The following is a 20,896-nucleotide window of genomic DNA, read 5'->3' as shown; positions in this document are numbered from 1 at the left end:
CTCGGGCCACCACGGCCGTGTGGCGGCGAGCACATCACACTCCCGATGATCGGCAGCCGCAAGACAGCCGTTCGCGTTGATCGGCTACGGCTCCGGGAGTTCCCGCGCAGACTCCTCAGGAGCGGATCGAAGCCTGGATCGTCTCCGCACACGCGGGCGACCGGGGTGGGGTCGTTCACCTGTCCGGAGCAACCCCCTTGGAGGGTGTGCCCGGCCCGACGGGCAGGAGGGCCGCCGGGTCGCAGGCGCGCAGTGCCCCCCACCAGAGGCCGGCGCCATAGGCCAGATCGTCGATGCGGTGCGCGACCAGATGGGTCAGCGGGTCGAGGTGGACGTCCGGGTCGCGGTCGCGGTGGAGCCACCAGTCGGCGAGGCCCTCGACCAGCGCGGCGGCCGCGAGCGCGCGGCGCGCCCGCCGCGACCCCAGCGCCGCGCCGACCGCGATCGGCCAGTGGTGGCGCAGCAGCGCGTTGCCGACCTGCACGACGGCGCCGGAGAGCCCCAGGCCGGCCAGCTCCACCGCGGAGCGCCGGGGGTGCGCGAGCCGGGTCAGCTTGCGCGACAGGCGCAGCGCCGCGGCGGCTGTGACCGTGGCGGCCACCGGGACCGACCACCGGCGCTGGGCGAGCAGGGCGGCGCAGGCCGCCGCCGTCCAGGGGCTGAGGACCAGGGGCGGCACCGAGCCGACGTGTCTGCGCGCCAACGGCGCCGCGCCGGTGCCGTAGAAGGCCTTGCGGGCCGCCCACGCCTTCGGGGCGGTGCGGTGGTCGTGCGCGACGCGGGCGCGGGGCTCGTACCGCAGTCGGTGGCCCGCGGCGTGCAGGCGCAGCACCAGGTCGACGTCCTCGGCCACGTGCATGGCCTCGTCGAACCCCGTGCCGACCGCGGAGGCCCGCACCAGCATGGCCGCGCTCGGCACGTAGGCGACCCGGCTGCGCGGGACGATGAGGGCGGGATCGGGGCCCAGGTCCAGGCTGGAGCGGACGGCCTCGTAGCGGCCGAGCGCCGTGGTGACCGGGTGCAGCGCCACGATCCGGGGCGCGACGAGCGCCACGCTCGGGTCCGCGAGGTGCTCCAGCAGCGGGTCGAGCCAGTCCCCCTGCGGCACGACGTCCGAGTCCAGGAACATCACCAGCGGGGTGGTCGCGGCGGCCAGCCCCGCGTTGCGGGAGGCGCTGGGGCCGCGCGCGGTCTCGTGCCGGATCACCCGGCCGCGCGCGAGGGTGACCGGCTGCGCGCCCCCGTCGTCGACGACGACGAGATCCACCTCGGGCGGCAGGGTCGCCAGCAGCCGGTCGAGCGGCCGGTCCTTCACCGGCACGACGACCGTGACCTCGCTTCTCGTCGGGCCGCCGGGAATGCCCGGCGCGGGGTGGGCGAGTCCCGCGTCGAGCAGCGTGCGCGCCAGGGCACGCGAGAGGGGATCGGCGACGGTCAGCTCGTTCCCGGCGCCGAGCAGCGCCCGGGCCTTGGGCACCAGGTGCACGAGCCGCGGCGGCGCCCCACCGAGCAGCGCCGCCCCGCCGTCGAGCCGCCGCGCCCGCCGGTCCAGCACCACCCGCATCCCCCGCGGCAACTCACCCACCGCCGAATCCCAACACACCGACGCCCCGCCCACGAGCCCCACCGGCGCCACGCGCACCACCCGTCCTGCCCCCGTCGCCGTCCCGCCCCGTCCGTGGGACCCTTCCCGCCGTGTACGACCCCGCTCCGTTGCTGCCTCGCTACGGTGAGCGCTCGCTCGCCGAGGTGTTCCCCGCCGTCCTCGGCGCGCTCGGCGTGCCGGGCCCCGCCCCCACCCTCGGCCTCCCGCCGGTCCGCGCGGCGGCGGTCCTGCTCATCGACGGCCTGGGCGCGGAGCTGCTCACCGCCCACGCCCCCGACGCCCCCACGCTCGCCCGGCTCGCCACCGAGCCGCTGACCGTCGGGTTCCCGTCGAGCACGTCGATCAGCGTGACCTCCCTGGGCACCGGGCTGCCGCCGGGCACGCACGGCCTGGTCGGCATCACGTTCCGGGCCTGCGAGGACCGCCTGCTGGACTCGCTGAAGTGGACCTCCCACGCCGAGGCCGAGACCACCGACCTGCGCGACGCGCTGCCGCCCGAGCAGATCCAGCCGCACCCGACGGCGTTGGAGCGCGCCGCGGCCGACCGGATCCGGGTGACGAACGTCGGCCCGCGGACCTTCCGCGGGTCCGGCCTGACCCGCGCGGCCCTGCGCGGCGGGCACTACCAGGGCGTGCACGCGCTGGGCGACCTCGCGTCGGAGATCCTGACCGCGCTGTCCGGACCCGGCAGGCGCCTGGTCTACGGCTACCACGCCGACCTCGACGCCCTCGGCCACCTGCACGGCCCCGGCTCCACGCCGTGGCGGTTCCAGCTGCGCCAGGTCGACCGGCTCGTCGCGACGATCGTCGAGCAGCTGCCGCCGGACTCGCTGCTCCTGGTCACCGGCGACCACGGGATGGTGCACGTGACCCGCCGCTACGACGCCGACCAGCGCACCGAGCTGCGCCTCGGCGTCGACCTGCTCGGCGGGGACCCCCGCGCCCGCCACGTCTATGTGCGGCCGGGCGCCGTCGAGGACGTCCGGGCCGCCTGGCAGGAGACCCTGGGTGAGGACGCCTGGATCGTCACCCGCGACGAGGCCGTGGCCGAGAACTGGTTCGGGCCGGTGGCCGCGCACGTGCCGGACCGCATCGGGGACCTGGTGGTGGCGATGCGGGGCGCGGCGGGGGTGATCCGCTCGATCGCCGAGCCGGTGATGTCCGGGCTCCCCGGCCAGCACGGCTCGCTCACCGCCGAGGAGCAGCTCGTCCCCCTACTGCTGGCCACCACGGTGCGCTGAGAAACGCGCCCGACCCGTCTCCGGGTCGACGTCCCACCTGGTCAGCGCCTCGCGGGCGGCACCGACCATCGCCTCGAGCAGCCGCTCCCCCTCGTCGGCGGAGGCGCCGCGGGGGTCGCCGAGGATGCCGTTCTCCGACACCCCGCGCACCCCCCGCTCCCGCATCACCGGCAACAGCTCGCGCAGCGGCGCGGTCGCCCCCGGCTCCCGCTCCGGGCCGACGGCCGAGGGGTCCAGCGCCAGCATCAGCGAGGTCTCCGTGCGCCCGGCATGGGCGTCACCCCCTGCGGCACAGGGGATCCACGCCACGTCGCGGCCCTCGTACCGCAGCAGCGCGCAGGCCTGCGCCAGCGTCGCGACGTTCCCGCCGTGCCCGTTCACGAACACGACGCGCGCCGCCCACCGGCAGGCCGAGCGACCCAGTTCGACGAGCAGCAGCCGCAGACCCTCGTGTCCGATGGAGACGGTCCCGGGGAACCCCTCGTGCTCCCCCGCCGCGCCGAACGCCACCGCGGGCGCCAGGACCAGCGACGGGTCCGCGGCCTCCAGCGCGGCGGCCACCCGTTCCGCCACCCGGAGGTCGGTGTCCAGCGGCAGATGCGGCCCGTGCTGCTCCACCGAGCCCACCGGCACGACCAGGGTGCGCGGTGGTCCGGTGTGGACATCACGCCACGTGATCGCCGAGATCAGCACGTCCGACCTGCGCGGACACGGTTGTCCACAGCAGCTGTCCACACGTGGATATCACCCTCGGGTGTCACAGGTTCACCGCCACTCGTTCCCCGTCCCGGATCGCGGCGTCCATCCGCCGCGGCGCCAGGCAGTCCCCGATCCGGTACACGCCCGGGCGCCCCCGCAGGGTCTCCCACAGCTCGTCGGCGGGCTCGGGCGGGAGGGCCCCGACGACGGCGTCGTACCGCCGGACCTCCGTCCGTCCCGTCAGGTGGTGGACCAGCGTGACCGCGTCGCCGACGTCCGTGACCAGGGTGTCGGTGATGCTCCGGATCCCGAGGGCGTGGGCCCGCCTGCGGAAGCCCTCGCGGTCGAGGGTGAGCCCGAGGTCCTGCCCGACGACCATCCCCGGCGTCACGATCTCCACCGCGCAGCCGCGCCGTGCCAGCAGCTCGGCGACGGAGGTCGCGTGGTGGAAGCCCAGCTCGTCCACCACCAGGACCGAGCCCGACGGCGAGACGCTCCCGTCTAGCACGTCCCGCACGTCGGACGCCGCCGCCCACCGCCGCGTCGGGCGGGCGCCGGTCGCGAGCACCACGACCTCCGCGTCGAGGTCCGGCTCGCCGTCGACGAGGGACACCCCGGCGGCGCGGCACTCCGCGATCAGGTCGCGCACCACGTGCCCCAGCTCGGCGCGGCCGGGCGCCTCCGCGGCCAGCGCCAGCTGCCCACCGAGCCGCTCCCGCTCGACCAGGGTCACCGCGTGGCCGCGCGCCGCGGCGGTCGCGGCCGCCCGCAGCCCGGCCGGCCCACCCCCGACGACGGTGACCCGGCGCCGCGCCGTCCGCGCCCGCGGCGTCTGCAGCTCGTGGCCCGCGCGCGGGTTCACCGCACACCCGAGAGGGCGGTTCAGCCCCACCCGCCCGACGCACTCCTGGTTGCACCCCACACAGGCGCGCTCGAACCGCGGCCCGGCGATCAGCCCGCGCGCGAACCCGACGAGGTCCGCGCGTCCCTCCCGCAGTACCGTCTCGCCCTGCTCCGGGGCGGTGAACCGGCCGACCGCGACGACCGGCACCCCCACCGCCGCCCGGATCGCGGCCGCCACGTCGACGGCGTACCCGGGCGCGGTGTGCATCGAGGGCTCCACGAGGTACAACGACGAGGTCGCCACCCCGACCGTCGTGCTGAGGTAGTCCACACGGGACTCGAGCAGCCGCGCGACCGCCAGGACGTCGACCCCGTCCTCGTGCCCCAGCCGCACCCCGAGGATGCGGTCGCCGAGCTCGGCCCGCACCGCCTCGAGGACGCGCAGGAGCAGGCCGGTGCGGTCGGCGACGCCGGGGAGGGCGAGGAAGCACCGCAGCAGCGAGGCCTGCGAGCACTGCAGCTCGACGCCGTCGAACCCGCCGTCGACACACCGCCGCGCGACGTCCGCGTACGCCGCCACGAGCTCGTCGAGGTCCGCCTCGGTCAGTGCGACGGGCACCTCGCGGAACAGGGGGTCCGGCAGCGCGACGGGCCCGCGGACCGGCGCGCGCGAGTACAGCGAGGAGGCCTGCGGCCCGTTGTGGTTCAGCTGGGCGAGCACCAGCGACCCGTGGGCGTGGACGGCCTCGGTGAGTGCGCGGTAGCCGGGCAGCACCGCGGGGTCGTGGCCGCGGATCATGTGTTCGTAGGGGTGGTCGTCCGGGTGGACGGCGTGCTCCTCGGTGATCACCAGCCCGGCGGTGCGGGCGCGTTCGGCGTAGTACGCGACGTGCCGTGCGCTCGGCAGACCGTCCTCGGCGAAGCCCGTGAGGTGGGCGGTGAAGACGATGCGGTTGCGGACCGTGGAGCGGCCGATCGCGGCGGGGGTGTTCAGCATCCGACCGCCCGACGCGCGTCCCGGACGGCCTCGTGGACGGTGCGGGGCGCGAGGCAGTCGCCGATCCGGGGGTGTCCGGCGAGGCGCAGGTCCGGCAGGCGGTGCGCGCAGTCGATCACCAGGGTGGCGGGCAGCTCCCGGATGGCACCGTGGTGGACGTCCTCGACGACCGCGCGGCCCCCGCCGACGGCGCGCACCCGGGCGAACAGGACCCGTTCGACACCGGCCCGTTCCAGCCGGGCGTTGGCGTCCGCGAGGTCGCCGGTGCGGGAGAGCTGCGTCCCGGCGACGGCGTCGGGGGTGACGAGCGCACACGGCACCCCCGCGGCGGCGACCCGCTCGGCCACGGCGACGCCGGTCCAGTCCCCGATCGGATCGTGCACGACCACCCGGTCCGCCGGCCCGTACGCTCCCGCGGCCTCCGCCGCGGACGACACGCGCACGCCCGCACCGACCTCGAACGCGGGGGCCGACGGCACCGATCCCGTCGCCAGCAGGACGTCCCCGACCAGGTCCGCGGGCCCGGCCTCGACGCCGAGCCGCACCTCCACCCCGAGCCGCTCCAGCTCGCGCTCCCACCAGTCGACGAGCAGGCCGAAGCGCCCGCGCGCGGGCAGCGCCGCGGCGACGCGCAGCATCCCGCCGAGCCGGTCCGCCCGCTCGAGCAGCCGGACCGGGCGACCCAGCAACGCCGCCGTCCGCGCCGCCTCCAGGCCCGCGGGCCCCCCGCCGACGACCAGCAGCGGCGGCCCGGTGCGCGGCCGCGGAGCGTGCGGGAGCGGCGGGTCGAGCGTCTCGTGGCCGGAGCGGGGCTCGGCCTCGTCGGTGATCAGCGGGTTGCGCGGGTCGCGGGCGCGGTGCTGGTTGGCCAGGGTGCACGGACGGATCCGCTCGGGGGTCCCGGCGCGGACGTGCGCGACGAGCCGGGGATCGGCGATCTGCGCGCGCGTCATCTCGACGAGGGCGAAACCCTCGGCCACCGCCGCCTCGGCCATCCCCGGGTCGACGACGCTGCCTTGCAGCACGACGTCGAGCCCGCGGCCGAGGAACGTGCCGGCGAGCGCGCGGTTGAACCCGGGCGGGGTGTGCAGGTCCGGCCGGGTCGCGGAGACCGAGAGCCCCGATCCCCGCACCGGCACGAGGTAGTCGACGAGGTCCCGCAGCGTCGGGGTGAGGGGCAGGAGCTGCTCGGGGGTGAGGCCCGCCCACGGGGCCAGCTCGTCGACGCAGAGGCGCAGACCCACCACGGCGTCCCCCACCGCCGCGCGGACGGCGGCCAGCACCTGGCGCAGGAGCAGGGTGCGGTCCTCGCCGTAGGCGTCGGTGCGGGTGTTGGTCAGGCCGGAGAGGAACTGGCGGAGCAGGGAGTGCTGGCCCGCGTTGAGCTCGACGCCGTCCAGGCCGTCGGCCACCGCGCGGGCGGCGGCGGCCGCGAACCCGGCCACCAGGGCGTCGATCTCCGGTTGCTCCACGACCTGCGGGACCTCGCGGGACACGACGTCCGGGATCCGCGAGGCACCCCAGAGCGCCCGGCCGGTGAAGGCCGAGGTGCCCTGGGAACCGCTGTGCCCCAAGGACGCCAGCAGCAGCGCGGGCCCGCACGAGCCCGCCACCGCCGCCCAGCCCGGCTCGGGTGCCCGCTCGTAGGGCCGGTCGGACGGGTGCACGGACGCCGTCTCGCAGACGATCACCCCGCAGCCGCCCTCGGCGCGCGCGGCGTAGTACGCGCGATGCCGTTCCGAGAAGGACCGGCCGCGACCGAGGTTGGTGACGTGCGGCCCGAACAGCACGCGCGAGGGCGCGGTCCGCGACCCGACCCGCACCGCCTCACCCAGCACGTCTGCACCCCCCACAACCCCGTGAGCGGCGATGGTCGCCAGGGCGACTATCGCCGCTCACGGGTCGGTAGGTCGCGCGGCGCCGGGCCCGTGCTGGTCGGACCCGACGCCGGCGGACTGTGGGCCGGTTACGAACCGGCGACGGGGACCCGCAGGCCCGAGTCGGACTGCGAGGCACCCATGCCCGCGAGCGGGCTGGTCTCGCACGCCCGGTCCGGCCTGCCCATGGACAGCTGCAGCAGGACCGGGGTGTTCTTGCCGATCTTCGTGCGGGAGTGGTCCACCTCGGACTTCGGCACGACGTGGTCGTCGCCCCGCGCGGCGAGGGCCTGCTCGCCGAAGCCGCGCACGCACTCCGGGTCCGGCCCGTCGAGCGGGAGGCCGGTGAAGAACTTGGCCGCCATGCACCCGCCCTGGCAGGAGTCGTAGTACTGGCAGCCCGAGCACGCCCCGCCGGTCTGCGGCTGCCGCAGCTCGGTGAACAGCTCGGAGTTCTCCCACACCTCCTGGAACCCGCCGGGCGAGCGGACGTTCCCCGCGAGGAAGTTCTCGTGGATCGCGAACGGGCAGGCGTAGACGTCCCCGACCGGGTCGATCAGGCAGACCACGCGCCCGGCGCCGCACAGGTTCAGCCCGGGCAGGGCCTCGCCGAACGCCGAGAGGTGGAAGAAGGAGTCCCCCGTCAGGACCTGGTCGCCGCGGTCGACGAGCCAGTCGTACATCTGCTTCTGCTGGCTGGGCAGCGGGTGCAGCTCGTCCCACACGTCCGCGCCGCGACCCGAGGGGCGCAGCCGGGTGATCCGCAGCTGGGCGCCGTACTTGTCCGCGATGGCCTTGAACTCGTCGAGCTGGTCGACGTTCTGGCGGGTCATCACGACCGAGATCTTGGGCTGCTGGAAACCGGCCTCGGCCAGGTTCTCCAGCGCCCTGATCGCCATGTCGTACGAGCCGGGGCCGCGGACGTAGTCGTTGACCTCGGGGGTGGCCCCGTCGAGCGAGATCTGGATGTCGACGTAGTCGGTCGCCGCCAGCTGCGCGGCGCGCTGCTTGTCGATCTTCAGGCCGTTCGTGGAGAACTTGACCCCGACGTTGTGCGCGATGGAGTAGTCGAGCAGCTCCCAGAAGTCCGGGCGCACGGTCGGCTCGCCGCCGCCGATGTTGATGTAGAAGACCTGCATCCGCTGCAGCTCGTCGATCACGGCCTTGGCCTCGGCCGTGGTCAGCTCGCGCGGGTCCCGGCGGCCGGAGGACGAGAGGCAGTGGGCGCAGGACAGGTTGCAGGCGTAGGTCAGCTCCCAGGTGAGGCAGATCGGGGAGTTGAGGCCGTACTGGAAGTGGTCGACCAGCTTCATCGGTGGAGCTCCTTAGCGCGGTTCGATCGTCCCGGAGGCGGCCAGCCCGGCGAGGGCCTTGAGGTAGGCGGGGCGCTGGGCCTCCTCGACGCCCGCGGCCTCGATGGCCGAGTGGACGTCCGGGTGCGACTCCAGGCCCTTCACGACCTCCACCAGCGGGAGGGTCTTCAGGAACGAGAGCTTCCGCGTCCCGAAGTGGTAGACGAGCGCACCGAAGGGCTCCGGACGCAGCGACACCTGGGGGCTGCAGCGGTAGGGAGCGCCGGGGTCGAACACCGAACCGTCCTTGACCCCGGCCACACCCTCGGCGGTCTTAGTAGACACCGCACATGCCGTCGATGGAGACCTCCTCGACGAGGGTCTCCTCGACGACGGGGGTGTCCTCGACCTGCTCGGTCTTCTCGATCGGAGCCATGGCGTACCTCCTGGTGTGACGTCGGCGTCGGGTCCTCCGGACAGTATTGGCACCGGGTGCCGATTACAAGGGTGGCCCATCCGATCGGACGGGCGGCGGGCATCCTGGACGCGTGGCGACCCTCCTGCACCTGACGACTCCGGACGACTGGCGCGCGGCGCAGGAGCGCGGCGCGCTCCTCCCGCTCGAGGAGTTCGTGCACCTGTCCACACCGGACCAGGTGGCCCTGCCCGCGAACCGGCTCTTCCACGGTCGCCCGGACGTGCTCCTGCTCGTGCTCGACCCCGCGCAGCTGACGGACGTCCGGTGGGAGCCGGGCGTGCCGGGTGATCCCGAGTCGATGCTGTTCCCCCACGCCTACGGCGCGGTGCCGGTCGCCGCCGTCCGGGCCGTCGTGCCGTACCCCGCCCGGCCGGACGGCGGGTTCGACGCCCCCGACCTGCCGCACTGAGGGCTTGTCGCCAGTGACCTGCAACAAGAACCCCTCCGCCCGGACGGTTTCCACCCCCACCTCTTGACGGTTTGCCCGTCGTCACCCTGTGCCCGGCGTCACGCCCGCCCTAGCGTCCCCGTCGGACCGATGGTCGGCTGCGCGGGCTTCGCCTCCGCCGACTCCACCTGCACCAGAAAGGGCTGCCATGCAGGTCGACGAACTGCTCAAGCCGTTCCCGCTCAAGGAGTTCCACCCGTTCCCCAAGGCGCTGCTCGGGCCGGGTGCGCACGAGATGATCGGGCCGGAGGCCCTGAAGCTCGGCTTCAAGAAGACCCTGGTGATGACCTCGGGTCTGCGCGGTACGGACATCGTGCACAAGATCGTCGAGTCGATGAAGTACCACGGTCTCGAGGTCGTGCTCTACGACCAGGTCGAGTCGAACCCCAAGGACTACAACGTCATGGACGCTGTGGGCCTCTACCAGCAGAACAACTGCGACTCGTTCGTCTCGATCGGCGGCGGTTCCAGCCACGACGCCTGTAAGGGCGCGCGCATCTCCGTGGCCCACGACGGCCGCAACGTCAACGAGTTCGAGGGCTTCAACAAGTCCGAGAACCCGCAGAACCCGCCGCACATCGCGGTCTCCACCACGGCCGGCACCGGCTCGGAGACCTCGTGGGCCTACGTCATCACCGACACCACGACGGACCCGGACAACCCCCACAAGTACGTCGCGTTCGACGACGCCTCGGTGACCTCCCTGGCGATCGACGACCCGGTGCTCTACTACGACTGCCCGATCGACTACACCGCCCAGTGCGGGTTCGACGTGCTGGCGCACGCCTCCGAGCCGTACGTCTCCCGGCTGAACTTCCAGCCGTCGCTGGGCAACGCGCTGCACGCGATCAAGCTGACCGCGCAGAGCCTGCGCGCCGCGGTGTGGAACGGCCAGGACCTGGCCGGTCGCGAGGGCATGATGTACGCGCAGTACATCGCCGCCCAGGCGTTCAACTCCGGTGGTCTCGGGATCATCCACTCGATCTCCCACGCGGTGTCGGCCTTCTACGACACCCACCACGGCCTCAACAACGCGATCGCGCTGCCCCGCGTGTGGGCCTTCAACATGCCGGTCGCCTACGAGCGCTTCGCGGACATCGCGGAGGCCATGGGCATCGACACCCACGGCATGACCAAGGTGCAGGCTGCGGAGGCCGCGCTGGCCGCGTCCATCCGGCTGCTGCGCGACGTGGGCATCCCGGAGCGCTTCATCGACGTCACGCAGGACTCGTACTCGAAGAACCGGCTGGGCCAGGGCCCGACCAAGTACTACGAGAACGCGCCCACGATCGTCGGCGACGCGGCGGACGTCGACCGCATCACCAACCACGTCCTCGGCGACGCCTGCACCCCTGGCAACCCCAAGGAGTGCACGTTCGAGACGGTGCGCCCGGTCGTCGACCACTGCATCAACGGCGACCTGGACGACCTGCTGTCCTGACCCACCCGTGAGCGGCGATAGTCGCTCTGGCGACTATCGCCGCTCACGGCTGTGACCTGCTTCGACGGGCCCGCCCCACGCATCCGGCGCACACTGGAGGCGTGGCGGGCCCGCCGGCCTGTACGCCCCGGCTCGCTCCAGGAGCCGTCGGAAGGAGACCCGTGACATCGTCGTCCGAAAGCACCGCCCCCTTCGAGTCCGTCGACGAGGTGGTCGAGGCCCTGCGCGAGCAGGGCTACATCGCCGACACCCGGCTCGCGACGACGGTCTTCCTGCTCACCCGCCTCGACAAGCCGCTGCTGCTGGAGGGACCCGCGGGCGTCGGCAAGACCGAGCTGGCCAAGATGCTCGCGCTGGCCACGGGCCGACGGCTGCTGCGCCTGCAGTGCTACGAGGGCCAGGACGAGACGAAGGCCCTGTACGAGTGGGACTACGGCAAGCAGCTCATGTACACCCAGATCCTGCGCGAGAAGATCGGGCAGGTCGTCGAGGACGCCCCCGACCTGGGCGCGGCCGTGGACCGGATCGGGCAGAACGAGAGCGTCTTCTTCTCCGAGCGCTTCCTCGCCCCGCGCCCGCTGCTGGAGGCGATCCGCTCCGAGGAGCCGGTCGTCCTGCTGATCGACGAGGTCGACCGGGCCGACGAGGCGCTCGAGGCGGTGCTCCTGGAGACCCTCGGCGAGTTCCAGATCTCGATCCCCGAGGTCGGGACGTTCGTCGCGACACAGCGCCCCTACGTCCTGCTGACCTCCAACAACACCCGTGACCTCGCGGCGGCCCTCAAGCGCCGCTGCCTGCACCTGTTCCTGGACTACCCGGCCGCGGAGCGCGAGCTGGAGATCGTCCGGTCCAAGAAGACCGGGCTGTCGGACGCGCTGGCCGAGGAGCTGGTCAACGTGGTCCGCGGGCTACGCGAGCTGGAGCTGCGCAAGGCGCCGAGCATCTCGGAGACGATCGACTGGGCCCGCACCCTCGCGGTCCTGGGGGTCGAGGAGCTGAACGCGCAGATCCTGTCGGACACCGTCTCCGTCGTCGTCAAGTACGACAAGGACGTGACCAAGGCGCTCGAGGCGCTGCCGCGGCTGGTCGACCCCAACGCGGAGATCGAGGAGCACGGGCACGGCCACGGGCACGGCCATGGCCACGGGCACGGCCACGAGGACGAGCCGGACGGCAGCGCGATCCGTTCCGCCAAGGACACCGCGGGCCGCCACGGCGACGGCGTCTACGGCACCCCGGCGTACGCCAAGGGCACCGAGAAGGACACCGCGGCCAAGGTGCGCACCGTGACCGCCGGGCAGGGCTCGCGGTCCTTCGGGCTCGGACGCAAGCGGGCCCTGTAGTGGAGGCGAGCATCCACCGGTTCGTCCGGCTGCTGCGCATCCGCGGCGTGCGGATCTCGGTCTCCGAGGCCGTCGACGCCATGCGGTGCGCCTCGCAGCCGGGCGTGCTGGGCGACAAGTCGGTGCTCAAGGAGGCGCTGCGCGTAGCCCTGATCAAGGACCGCCGCGACGAGGCGACCTACGACGAGGTGTTCGACCTGTTCTTCGCCCTGGTCAAGGTGGGTGAGGCGGAGACGGGGCACGGCCACGGGCACGGGCACGGCGACCTCTCCGACGAGGGCACGCTCGACGACTTCACCCTGTCCGAGGACCCGTCGGAGACCCCGCAGCAGGGCCACGAGCACGGCAAGCCCGTGGACATCCGGGACTACTTCGACCCCGAGGACCTGGCGCAGCAGTACAACCTGCACCAGGAGGCCAACAAGATCGACCTGGCCGCGATGACCGAGGAGATCGTGTTCTCCAAGGACAACCAGGGCCAGCCGCTCTCCGAGGGCAACCGGGTGCAGATCGAGACCGACCGGCTCTCCGGGGCCGGGCTGCCGGGGGACATCTCGACGGCCACCGGGACGAAGGTCGACGCCGACCTGTCGGTGGCCCAGCAGGAGGCGCTGCTCGGGTGGCTGACCGCCGCCGAGGAGGATCTGGACGCCGCCACCGAGGACGACGCCACGGCGTTGCGCAGGCGGCTGGCGGGTGTGCTCGCCAACCTCCCGGAGGCGATCAAGGCGCACCTGGAGAAGCTGCTGGAGATCGAGCAGCGGATCATCGACGGCGGTGAGGGCGAGGGGCGCACGGCGCAGGTCGACCGGGCGTCGGAGACCGAGCGGATGCAGCTCGAGGACTCGCTGCGGCGCCTGGCCAAGACGCTGCACGGCGCGCTGACCCACCGCAGGCGGGTGTCCCCGCAGGGGCGCATCGACTCCGCGCGCACCATGCGGAAGAACATGCGGTTCGACGGCGTGCCGTTCACCCCGGTCACGGTGAAGCGGCAGGAGGACAAGCCGCGGCTGGTCGTCCTGGCGGACGTCTCGCTGTCCGTGCGCGCCACCGCCCGGTTCACCCTGCACCTGGTCCACGGCCTGCAGGACCTGTTCGGACAGGTGCGCTCGTTCGCGTTCGTCGACGAGATCGCCGAGATCACGGACCTGTTCGCCGACCATCCCGTGGAGCACGCGCTCGGGCTGGTGTTCGGCGGCGACGTGATCGACGTGGACGCCAACTCCAACTACGGGCTCGCCTTCGGCCGGTTCCTGGAGGACCACGGGTCCGCCGTGACGCGCCGGTCCACCGTGCTCGTCCTGGGCGACGGGCGGGGCAACGGCAACGACCCGAACATGGAGGCGTTCGTCGAGATCACCCGGCGTGCGCGGGAGACGATCTGGCTCACCCCCGAGCCCCGCTACTCGTGGGGCCTGGGGCGCTGCGACCTCCCCGCCTATGCCGAGTACTGCGACCGCGTCCGCGTGGTCCGCGACCTCACCGGCCTGGAGCAGACGACGAACGAGATGGCGGGCGAGCTGATCGGCCGCTGACCCCTCGCACTATGGAACCATAACGCGCTCGAAAGGGCTGATTTCGCGCGTTATGGTTCCATAGTGCGTCAGAGGGTCAGGGCGATCTTGCCGATCGTGCGGCCGGACTCCAGCTGCTCGTGCGCCTTGCGCAGGTTGTCACCGGTCAGGCCCGTGTACGTCTGGGTCAGGGTGGTGCGCAGGCGGCCCTCGTCGACCAGCTCGGCGACGCGGTTCAGCAGCTCCCGCTGGGTCGCGTCCGTGGGCTGGAACAGGGGCCGGGTGAACATCAGCTCCCAGTGCCACGTGAGGCTCTTGGTCTTGAGCGGCACCAGGTCCATGCCCGGCGGCTCGTCGATGGCGACGATCTCGCCGCGCGGGGTGAGGAGCTCGGCGTAGGCCTCGACGTTCCGCCCGGAGACCGGGGAGAAGACGAACTGGACGTCCGGGGCGACGGACCGCACGCTCGCCACGAGCTCGTGGTGGTCGGCGATGTGGTCCGCGCCCATGCTCCGGGCGAAGGCGGCGGACTCCGGGCGGGACGCGGTGCCGATCACCTCGACGCCGGTGAGGGTCTTCGCGAGCTGGGTCACCATCCCCCCGACGCCACCGGCGGCGGAGACGACCAACAGCCTGCCGGTGCTCTCGGGGCCCAGGCGCAGCGCGTCGAACAGGGTCTCCCACGCGGTGATCGTGGTGAGCGGCAGCGCCGCGGCCTCCGCCCAGTCGAGGGAGCGCGGCTTGCGCCCGACGACGTGCTCGTCCACCAGCTGCAGGCCCGCGTTGCTGCCGGGCCGGTCGATGGTGCCCGCGTAGAAGACCTCGTCCCCGGGGGCGTACGCGGTGACCTCCGGCCCGACGGCGCGCACCACGCCCGCCGCGTCGAAGCCGAGCACCCGCGGGCCGGTCAGGCCGGCGCGGACCTTGTGGTCGACCGGGTTCACGGACACGGCTCTGACCTCGACGAGGAGATCGTGCGGGTCCGGGTCGGGGACGTCGAGGTCGATCTCGGTGAAGGTGTGCGCGTCGACGGCGGTGGTGCGGGTGGTCATGGCGCCACGGTATGCAGCGGGCGAGGTGCGCACCCGCCTGGAGGGGATCAGCCCGAAGGTGCTGACGGCGGTGCTGCGCAGGCTCGCCGAGCACGGCCTGGTCGAGCGCACCGTGTTCCCCGAGATCCCGCTGCGCGTCGAGTACGCGCTCACCGAGCTCGGACGGGACGCGAACGGCCCGCTCGAGGCGCTGCGCACGTGGGTCGAGGCGAACATCGAGCGGTTCCCCTGATCCCACGTCGCGGCAGTGTGGAGCCACAACCGTCGTCCCGAGCCCCTGACTCATTGTGGCTCCACAATGCGTCAGGGGCGCAGGACGTCAGGGGCGCAGGATCAGGGCACGGAGCGTCTCGGTGAGCCAGGACTCGTAGTCGTCCCCGCTCCAGCCCCGGGCGACGGTCATCTCGTGCACGGCCGGGGAGATCAGCATCCAGACGACGTCCCGGGCGTGGGTCGGGTCCGTCCGCAGCCAGCCGCGCTCGACCCAGTGTCCGATGTGGATCGTCGTGCCGATCAGCCGCTGTTCGTCCAGCGTCGCCGCGTACGCCTCCAGATCGGCGTCGCCGCCGCGGGAGGCGAGCATGACGCGCATCAGGGGCCCCGCCCGTTCGGAGATCTCCCGGGCCATCGCGGCGTAGGCCGCGGCCCCCTCCTCGGGGTTCGTCGCGGCGCGGACCCGCTGCGCCGCCGGGCGATCGGCCACGGAGACCGGCTCGTCGTCTCCGGCCATGGCGACGTCGTGCACCGCCTTGAGCAGCGCGGCCTTGGTCCCGAACGTCTTGTAGACGGTCTCCTGCGACACCCCGGCCGCCTCGGCGACGCCGCGGATGGTGGTGCCCGCCCATCCCCCCTCCAGGAAGGAGGCCCGGGCCGCGGCGAGCACCCGGGCGCGGTTGGCCTTCGCCGCGGCCGCCCGGCCGCTGTTGTCGTACCCCACCGCCGAGCCTTCCCCCCGAGTTCGATACAGCGTACCGTCCCCGATTACTACAGCACGCTGTATCGAAATCGGAGCGCCCATGACCGGCACGACCACGTCCATCGACGTCGCGGTGCGCGCTGTCCACCTCGTCGGCGGCGGCACGCTCGACGAGCTCCGGGAGGTCGTCGCGCCCGGTGCGGTGAACCGCGAGTCCGTCGCGGAGCCACCGGACACCCGGGGCACCGGGCCCGAGGCCTTCTTCGCCTCCGGGGAGTGGCTGCGGCGGGCCTTCTCCGACCTGGCGTTCACCGTCGACGACACCGTCGCGGACGGGGACCTCACCGTCGTCGGGTGCCGCATGTCCGGCAGGCAGACCGGGCCCTTCGTCGTCTACACCGCGGACGGCGCCGTGGAACGGGCGTTCGCCCCGACCGGGAAGCGGTTCGAGGTGCGACAGGCCCACTTCCAGCGGGTGCACGAGGGCAGGGTCACCGAGCACTGGGCGATCCGTGACGACCAGGGCCTGGGCCTGCAGCTCGGCTGGATCCCGCCGTCACCGATGTTCCTGGTGCGCAGCGCGATCGCCACCCGACGCGCCCGTCGCGCGCACCCCGGCTGATCGGCGGCGCGCCGCCCCCTCCGGTCGGACGGTTCCGCGGGGCCCGGCGGACGGGATCGCACCCACGCCGGGTCGCGCGTGCCTAGCGTCGGGGGCGACGGAGGGGGCTGCGATGATCGGGCTCGGACAGCTGGACAACGACCTGGCCGGATGGCTGGACCGCACGCTGGTGGTGCCCGGGATCCTGGGGCCGGAGCGCTTCGAGGAGGCGTTCGTCGCGATCGTCACCGCGGCGGCGGCCGATCCCGACGAGGCGTGGCTCGCCTTCTACCGCAACACCCTGGCCGCACTGCACGGCGAGCCCGCGCCCGGCGGGACGAACGCCGAGATCAAGCCCGTGCACGAACGGGCGGCGCAGCTGGCGGTCGGCGAGGTCCTGGAGCTGGGCTGCTGCTTCGGGTTCCTCTCCCTGCGCCTGGCCGCCGCGGGTCACCGGGTGATCGCGGGCGACCTCGCCCCCGGCACCGTGGACCTGCTGGGGCGCCTCGCCCCGCGACTCGGGCTGGACGTCGAGACCCTGCTCACCGACGCCCGCGCGGTCCCGCTGCCCGACGGCGCCGTGGACACCGTGCTCGCCGTGCACCTGATCGAGCACCTGCCCGCCGAGGACGGCAAGGTCGTGCTCGCCGAGGCGATCCGGCTGGCGCGGCGGCGCGTGGTCCTGGCCGTGCCGTTCGAGGAGACGCCGAACGAGACCTGGGGCCACGTCACGACCTTCGACGTGGACGGTCTGCGCGCCCTCTGTGAGGAGACCGGGCTCCCCTTCACCGTGTCCGAGCACCACGGCGGGTGGTTGGTCGTCGACCGCTGAAGAGCGAACGGCGCGCTCGCTCACGAGGTGTGAGCGAACGCGCCGTTCGTCGGGTCAGGCGGAGGCGGTCTTCAGCGCCCGCTTGGCCAGCACCGTCACCAGGTGGTTGCGGTACTCGGGGGTGCCGTGGCTGTCCGTCGGGGGCTCGGTGCCCTCGGCGGCCAACGCGGCGGCCTCCTCGATCGACTTGCCCTCGGCCAGCGCGGCCTCGGTCGCGGACGCCCGCAGCGGCGTGCCGCCCATGTTGACCAGGCCGAGGTGCCTGGCCCCGTCCGGCATGGTCGCCACGGCGACGGCCACGATCGCCCAGTCGTTGCTGCGGCGGGTGAACTTCTCGTACGCCCAACCCGTGGCGCCGGTACGCGGCACCCGGATCTCGACGACGAGCTCGTCCGGCTCCTTCACCGAGCTGAACACCCCGGTGTAGAACTCGGTGATCGGGACCTTCCGCTCACCGCGGGGGCTGCGGAGGACGACGGTGCCGTCGAGCGCGAGGACGGCGGCGGGCAGGTCGCCCGCCGGGTCCGCGTGCGCGATGGCGCCGCCGAGGGTCCCGCGGTGGCGGACCTGGGGGTCGCCCACCGTGCGCGCCACCGCGGGCAGCAGGGCGCACTCGGCGGCCAGGACGTCCGAGATCACGAGGTCCCGGTACCGCGTGGCGGCACCGATGGCGACCTCGTCGCCGTCCACCCGGATGTAGTTCAGCTCGGCGAGCCGCCCGATGTCGATCACGATCTCGGGCGCGGCCAGCCGCAGCTTCATCACCGGGAGCAGCGAGTGCCCGCCCGCGAGGACGGTGGCACCGTCGCCGTGCTCGGCGAGCAGGGCGATCGCGGCGTCCACGGTCTGCGGACGCTCGTAGTCGAAGCCGACGGGGATCACTTCGCGCCCTCCCCGGCGGAGAAGCCGGGGGCGACCGTCTTGTCGTCCGCACCCGCGGCTTGCGCGGCGTCGGGGTCCTTGCCCGCCGCGACGAGCACGGCCCGCACGATGTTGTGGTAGCCCGTACACCGACAGATGTTGCCCTCGAGCCCCTCCCGGACGTCCTTCTCGGTGAGGTCGGGGTTCTCCTCGATGAGCGAGACCGCCGCCATCACCATGCCCGGGGTGCAGAACCCGCACTGCAGGCCGTGCTCCTGCCGGAACGCCGCGGTGACCTTGTGCTCGATCCCGAGGTCCTCCATGGTCTGGACGGACTGCTCGTCCACCTGGACCGCGAGGACGGTGCAGGACTTCACGGACTCGCCGTCGACGAGGACCGTGCACGCCCCGCAGGACGTGGTGTCACACCCGATGTTGGTCGCCTTGAGACCCACGGTGTCTCGCAGGTAGTGCGCCAACAGGGTCCGGGGCTCGACGTCCGCGCTGGTGGGCTCGCCGTTGACCGTGATGTCGACCTTCACTTGGCCGCCTCCGAAATCGCCGCCCAGACCCGCATGGGGGTCAGCGGCATGTCGATGTGCTCGACGCCGAGGTGCGACACCGCGTCGATCACCGCGTTGTGCACCGCCGGGCAGGAGCCGATGGTCCCGGCCTCGCCGATGCCCTTGTAGCCGAGCGTGTTGATGGTCGTCGGCGTCTCCATGGTGACCAGGTCGAAGCTGGGGAGCTCCGCCGCCGACGGGATGCCGTAGTCGGCGAAGGTGCCGGTGAGGGGCTGACCCTCCTCGTCCCACATCACCTCCTCGAGCATCGCCTGCGCGATGCCCTGGGCGATGCCGCCGTGCCGCTGGCCGTCGAAGATCAGCGGGTTGAGGATCGGACCCGCGTCGTCCACGGCCCAGATCCGCTCGACGGTGGCCTTGCCCGACTCGACGTCCACCTCGACCAGGGCGACGTGCGCCCCGAACGGGAAGGTCGGCTTCTGGGCGTCCCACTCGTGGAAGGCCTTGAGCTCCTCCCGGCCCGCGAGCTCGGCCAGCGAGACCGCCGCCCCGGTGCCCTTGACCTGCACCGACCCGTCGGCCACGACGAGGTCCTCGACGTTCGCCTCGAGCACGTCCGCGGCCCGCTGCTTGGCGAGCTCGACGAGGTCCACCGCGGCGTTGTGCACCGCGATGCCGCCGGTCTGCAGGCTCCGCGAGCCCATGGTGCCCGCGCCCTTGGGGATCAGGTCCGTGTCGCCGTGCTTCACGGTGATCTTGTCGATGTCGATGCCGAGCTGCTCGCTCGCCAGCATCGCCCACGCCGTGGCGTGGCCCTGCCCGTGCGGCGAGGTGCCGGTCAGGACCGTGAGGGTGCCGTCCTCGTGCACCTGCACGGTGGCGTTCTCGACGAACGCGCCGCCGCCGGTGATCTCGACGTACGACGAGACGCCGATGCCCAGCTGCAGCGGGTCGCCCGCCTCCCGGCGCCGCTTCTGCTCGGCGCGCAGGCCCTCGTAGTCCGCGGCCTTCAGCGCCAGGTCGATGGCCTTGGCGTACTCGCCGGTGTCGTACTCCGCGCCGCCCTTCGTGGTGAAGGGGAACTTCTCGGGCCGGACGACGTTGCGCTTGCGCAGCTCCGCCGGGTCCATGTCGATCGCGTCCGCGAACAGGTCCATGGCGCGCTCGATGGCCTGGGTGGCCTCCGGGCGGCCCGCGCCGCGGTAGGCGGCGGTGGAGGTGGTGTTCGTGGCGACGACCGAGGCCGTGGACCAGACCTTGGGGATGTCGTAGGTGCCCGGCGCCATCATCCGGGTGAACATCGGCAGTGCGACGCCGAGGCGCGGGTAGGCGCCCGCGTCCGCGACGACCTCGAGGGAGTAGGCCTTGACGGTGCCGTCCCGGTCACCGCCGATGGTGATCGTCTGCACCTGGCCGCGGCCCTGGACCATCCCGGTCATGTTCTCCGAGCGCGACTCGTTCCAGCGCACGGGGCGGCCGACCTTCTTCGACAGCCAGCCGACCAGGGCGAACTCGGGGTCCGCGCCGATCTTGGCGCCGAAACCGCCGCCGACGTCCGGCAGGATCACGTGCAGCTGGGAGGGCTCGATGCCCATCCAGCCCGCGACCTCGTCCCGCGCGGCCTGGGCGTTCTGCGTGGAGAGGAACAGGGTGCAGCGCCCGTCCTCGCCCCAGAACGCGGTGGCGGCGCGGGTCTCCAGCGGGGCCGCCGCGACGCGCTGGTTCACGATCTCCTTCGAGACCACGACCTCGCAGTCGGCGAAGAAGTCCTCCGGCCTGCCCTCCTTGTTCAGGTGCATCCCCGAGACGAGGTTCGTGCCCGCCTCCGGGAACAGCAGCACCTCGTCCTTGAGGGCCTCCTTCATGTCGACCACGACGTCCAGCGGCTCGTAGTCGACGTCCACCAGCTCCGCGGCGTCCTCGCCCTGGTACGCCTCCTCGGTGAGGACGGCCGCGACCGCCTCGCCGACGTAGCGCACCCGGTCGACGGCCAGGAACGGGCGCAGCATCGCCTTGTGCGCGGCCGGGAAGCCCAGCATGGGCGCCAGGTCGCAGTCGGCGCCGGTGAACACGGCGACGACGCCCGGTGCGTCCTTCGCCGCGTCCACGTCGATCGAGGTGATCGTCGCGTGTGCGATCGGGGAGCGGACCAGGGTCAGGTGCAGCGCCCCGGTGAGCCGCTCGTCGGTCAGGTCGTCGGTGTATGTCGCGCCCCGTGTGAGGAACACCGGGTCCTCGGTACGGACAACGCGCGTGCCCAAGATGCTCATCGGGGCCGACCCTATCCCCGCGCACGGGGCGCGCAACGCGATGACCTGCGGGTTAGCCGAC

The 20,896-nt window shown here is 73.1% G+C and carries 20 protein-coding genes; 8 read left to right on the top strand and 12 right to left on the bottom strand.

What is annotated here, in order from left to right:
- Positions 1 to 175: 175 nt before the first annotated feature.
- The gene (gene mftF / locus L3X23_RS29375; RefSeq protein ID WP_237196261.1) at positions 176 to 1,585 is read right to left on the bottom strand and encodes a mycofactocin biosynthesis glycosyltransferase MftF; all 1,410 of its coding nucleotides are present in this window, start codon (positions 1,583 to 1,585) and stop codon (positions 176 to 178) included.
- 110 nt (positions 1,586 to 1,695) lie between these two features.
- Here mftF and L3X23_RS29370 point away from each other — a divergent pair, with 110 nt between their 5' ends.
- Positions 1,696 to 2,847 carry an alkaline phosphatase family protein gene (locus tag L3X23_RS29370; protein WP_237196259.1) on the top strand — a complete coding sequence of 384 codons (1,152 nt, stop codon included), beginning with the start codon at positions 1,696 to 1,698 and terminating at the stop codon, positions 2,845 to 2,847.
- Here the strand turns inward: L3X23_RS29370 and mftE are convergent.
- The 6 genes from mftE to mftA form a co-directional block, all read right to left on the bottom strand.
- The gene (gene mftE / locus L3X23_RS29365; protein ID WP_237196257.1) at positions 2,821 to 3,540 is read right to left on the bottom strand and encodes a mycofactocin biosynthesis peptidyl-dipeptidase MftE; all 720 of its coding nucleotides are present in this window, start codon (positions 3,538 to 3,540) and stop codon (positions 2,821 to 2,823) included. The two genes, L3X23_RS29370 and mftE, sit on opposite strands and share 27 nt — an antisense overlap.
- Positions 3,541 to 3,604: 64 nt before the next feature.
- Entirely contained in the window at positions 3,605 to 5,386 is a 1,782-nt protein-coding gene (locus L3X23_RS29360) for an FAD-dependent oxidoreductase (RefSeq protein ID WP_237196254.1), read from the bottom strand.
- Complete coding sequence (locus L3X23_RS29355; protein ID WP_237196252.1) at positions 5,380 to 7,224, bottom strand: mycofactocin system FadH/OYE family oxidoreductase 1; 1,845 nt, start codon at positions 7,222 to 7,224, stop codon at positions 5,380 to 5,382. The genes L3X23_RS29360 and L3X23_RS29355 overlap by 7 nt, the downstream gene beginning before the upstream one ends.
- Before the next feature lie 128 nt (positions 7,225 to 7,352).
- The gene (mftC, locus tag L3X23_RS29350; protein ID WP_237196250.1) at positions 7,353 to 8,576 is read right to left on the bottom strand and encodes a mycofactocin radical SAM maturase; all 1,224 of its coding nucleotides are present in this window, start codon (positions 8,574 to 8,576) and stop codon (positions 7,353 to 7,355) included.
- Between the two features lie 12 nt (positions 8,577 to 8,588).
- Positions 8,589 to 8,900: a mycofactocin biosynthesis chaperone MftB gene (mftB, locus tag L3X23_RS29345; protein ID WP_237196248.1), complete on the bottom strand. Its 312-nt coding sequence runs from the start codon at positions 8,898 to 8,900 to the stop codon at positions 8,589 to 8,591.
- Positions 8,890 to 8,991, bottom strand: a complete 102-nt coding sequence (gene mftA, locus L3X23_RS29340; protein WP_093076362.1) for a mycofactocin precursor MftA — start codon at positions 8,989 to 8,991, stop codon at positions 8,890 to 8,892. The genes mftB and mftA overlap by 11 nt, the downstream gene beginning before the upstream one ends.
- A gap of 112 nt (positions 8,992 to 9,103) precedes the next feature.
- On the opposite strand from mftA, the gene L3X23_RS29335 reads away from it, so the two are divergent.
- The 4 genes from L3X23_RS29335 (at position 9,104) to L3X23_RS29320 (ending at position 13,800) form a co-directional block, all read left to right on the top strand.
- Positions 9,104 to 9,442 carry a DUF952 domain-containing protein gene (locus tag L3X23_RS29335; RefSeq protein ID WP_093076360.1) on the top strand — a complete coding sequence of 113 codons (339 nt, stop codon included), beginning with the start codon at positions 9,104 to 9,106 and terminating at the stop codon, positions 9,440 to 9,442.
- Between the two features lie 187 nt (positions 9,443 to 9,629).
- A complete protein-coding gene (mdo, locus tag L3X23_RS29330) occupies positions 9,630 to 10,922 on the top strand; it encodes an NDMA-dependent methanol dehydrogenase (protein ID WP_093076358.1) in 1,293 nt (430 codons plus the stop codon).
- 161 nt (positions 10,923 to 11,083) lie between these two features.
- Positions 11,084 to 12,265: a MoxR family ATPase gene (locus L3X23_RS29325; RefSeq protein ID WP_237196247.1), complete on the top strand. Its 1,182-nt coding sequence runs from the start codon at positions 11,084 to 11,086 to the stop codon at positions 12,263 to 12,265.
- Positions 12,265 to 13,800, top strand: coding sequence for a VWA domain-containing protein (locus tag L3X23_RS29320; RefSeq protein ID WP_093076354.1), 1,536 nt, complete (start codon positions 12,265 to 12,267; stop codon positions 13,798 to 13,800). Before L3X23_RS29325 ends, L3X23_RS29320 begins: the two co-directional genes overlap by 1 nt.
- Before the next feature lie 68 nt (positions 13,801 to 13,868).
- Here the strand turns inward: L3X23_RS29320 and L3X23_RS29315 are convergent, their stop codons facing one another.
- The gene (locus tag L3X23_RS29315) at positions 13,869 to 14,831 is read right to left on the bottom strand and encodes a zinc-binding alcohol dehydrogenase family protein (RefSeq protein ID WP_237196245.1); all 963 of its coding nucleotides are present in this window, start codon (positions 14,829 to 14,831) and stop codon (positions 13,869 to 13,871) included.
- On the opposite strand from L3X23_RS29315, the gene L3X23_RS29310 reads away from it, so the two are divergent.
- Complete coding sequence (locus L3X23_RS29310) at positions 14,830 to 15,063, top strand: helix-turn-helix domain-containing protein (protein ID WP_237196243.1); 234 nt, start codon at positions 14,830 to 14,832, stop codon at positions 15,061 to 15,063. The two genes, L3X23_RS29315 and L3X23_RS29310, sit on opposite strands and share 2 nt — an antisense overlap.
- Before the next feature lie 87 nt (positions 15,064 to 15,150).
- Here the strand turns inward: L3X23_RS29310 and L3X23_RS29305 are convergent, their stop codons facing one another.
- Positions 15,151 to 15,768, bottom strand: coding sequence for a TetR/AcrR family transcriptional regulator (locus L3X23_RS29305; protein WP_237196241.1), 618 nt, complete (start codon positions 15,766 to 15,768; stop codon positions 15,151 to 15,153).
- 79 nt (positions 15,769 to 15,847) lie between these two features.
- On the opposite strand from L3X23_RS29305, the gene L3X23_RS29300 reads away from it, so the two are divergent.
- Entirely contained in the window at positions 15,848 to 16,369 is a 522-nt protein-coding gene (locus L3X23_RS29300) for an ester cyclase (RefSeq protein WP_237196240.1), read from the top strand.
- 112 nt (positions 16,370 to 16,481) lie between these two features.
- Complete coding sequence (mftM, locus tag L3X23_RS29295; protein ID WP_237196238.1) at positions 16,482 to 17,180, top strand: mycofactocin oligosaccharide methyltransferase MftM; 699 nt, start codon at positions 16,482 to 16,484, stop codon at positions 17,178 to 17,180.
- 54 nt (positions 17,181 to 17,234) lie between these two features.
- On the opposite strand, the gene L3X23_RS29290 is transcribed toward mftM, so the two are convergent.
- The 3 genes from L3X23_RS29290 to L3X23_RS29280 are packed head-to-tail and all read right to left on the bottom strand — an operon-like array spanning position 17,235 to position 20,835.
- Entirely contained in the window at positions 17,235 to 18,062 is an 828-nt protein-coding gene (locus tag L3X23_RS29290) for a xanthine dehydrogenase family protein subunit M (protein WP_237196236.1), read from the bottom strand.
- Positions 18,059 to 18,583 carry a (2Fe-2S)-binding protein gene (locus L3X23_RS29285; protein ID WP_093076335.1) on the bottom strand — a complete coding sequence of 175 codons (525 nt, stop codon included), beginning with the start codon at positions 18,581 to 18,583 and terminating at the stop codon, positions 18,059 to 18,061. Before L3X23_RS29285 ends, L3X23_RS29290 begins: the two co-directional genes overlap by 4 nt.
- Entirely contained in the window at positions 18,580 to 20,835 is a 2,256-nt protein-coding gene (locus tag L3X23_RS29280) for a xanthine dehydrogenase family protein molybdopterin-binding subunit (protein WP_237196234.1), read from the bottom strand. The genes L3X23_RS29285 and L3X23_RS29280 overlap by 4 nt, the downstream gene beginning before the upstream one ends.
- Positions 20,836 to 20,896: the final 61 nt, after the last annotated feature.

Source organism: Pseudonocardia sp. WMMC193, from assembly GCF_021728735.1.
Taxonomy (GTDB): Bacteria; Actinomycetota; Actinomycetes; order Mycobacteriales; family Pseudonocardiaceae; genus Pseudonocardia; species Pseudonocardia oroxyli.
The sequence above is the reverse complement of the archived record's forward strand: the minus strand, read 5'-3'. Positions and strand labels throughout refer to the sequence as shown.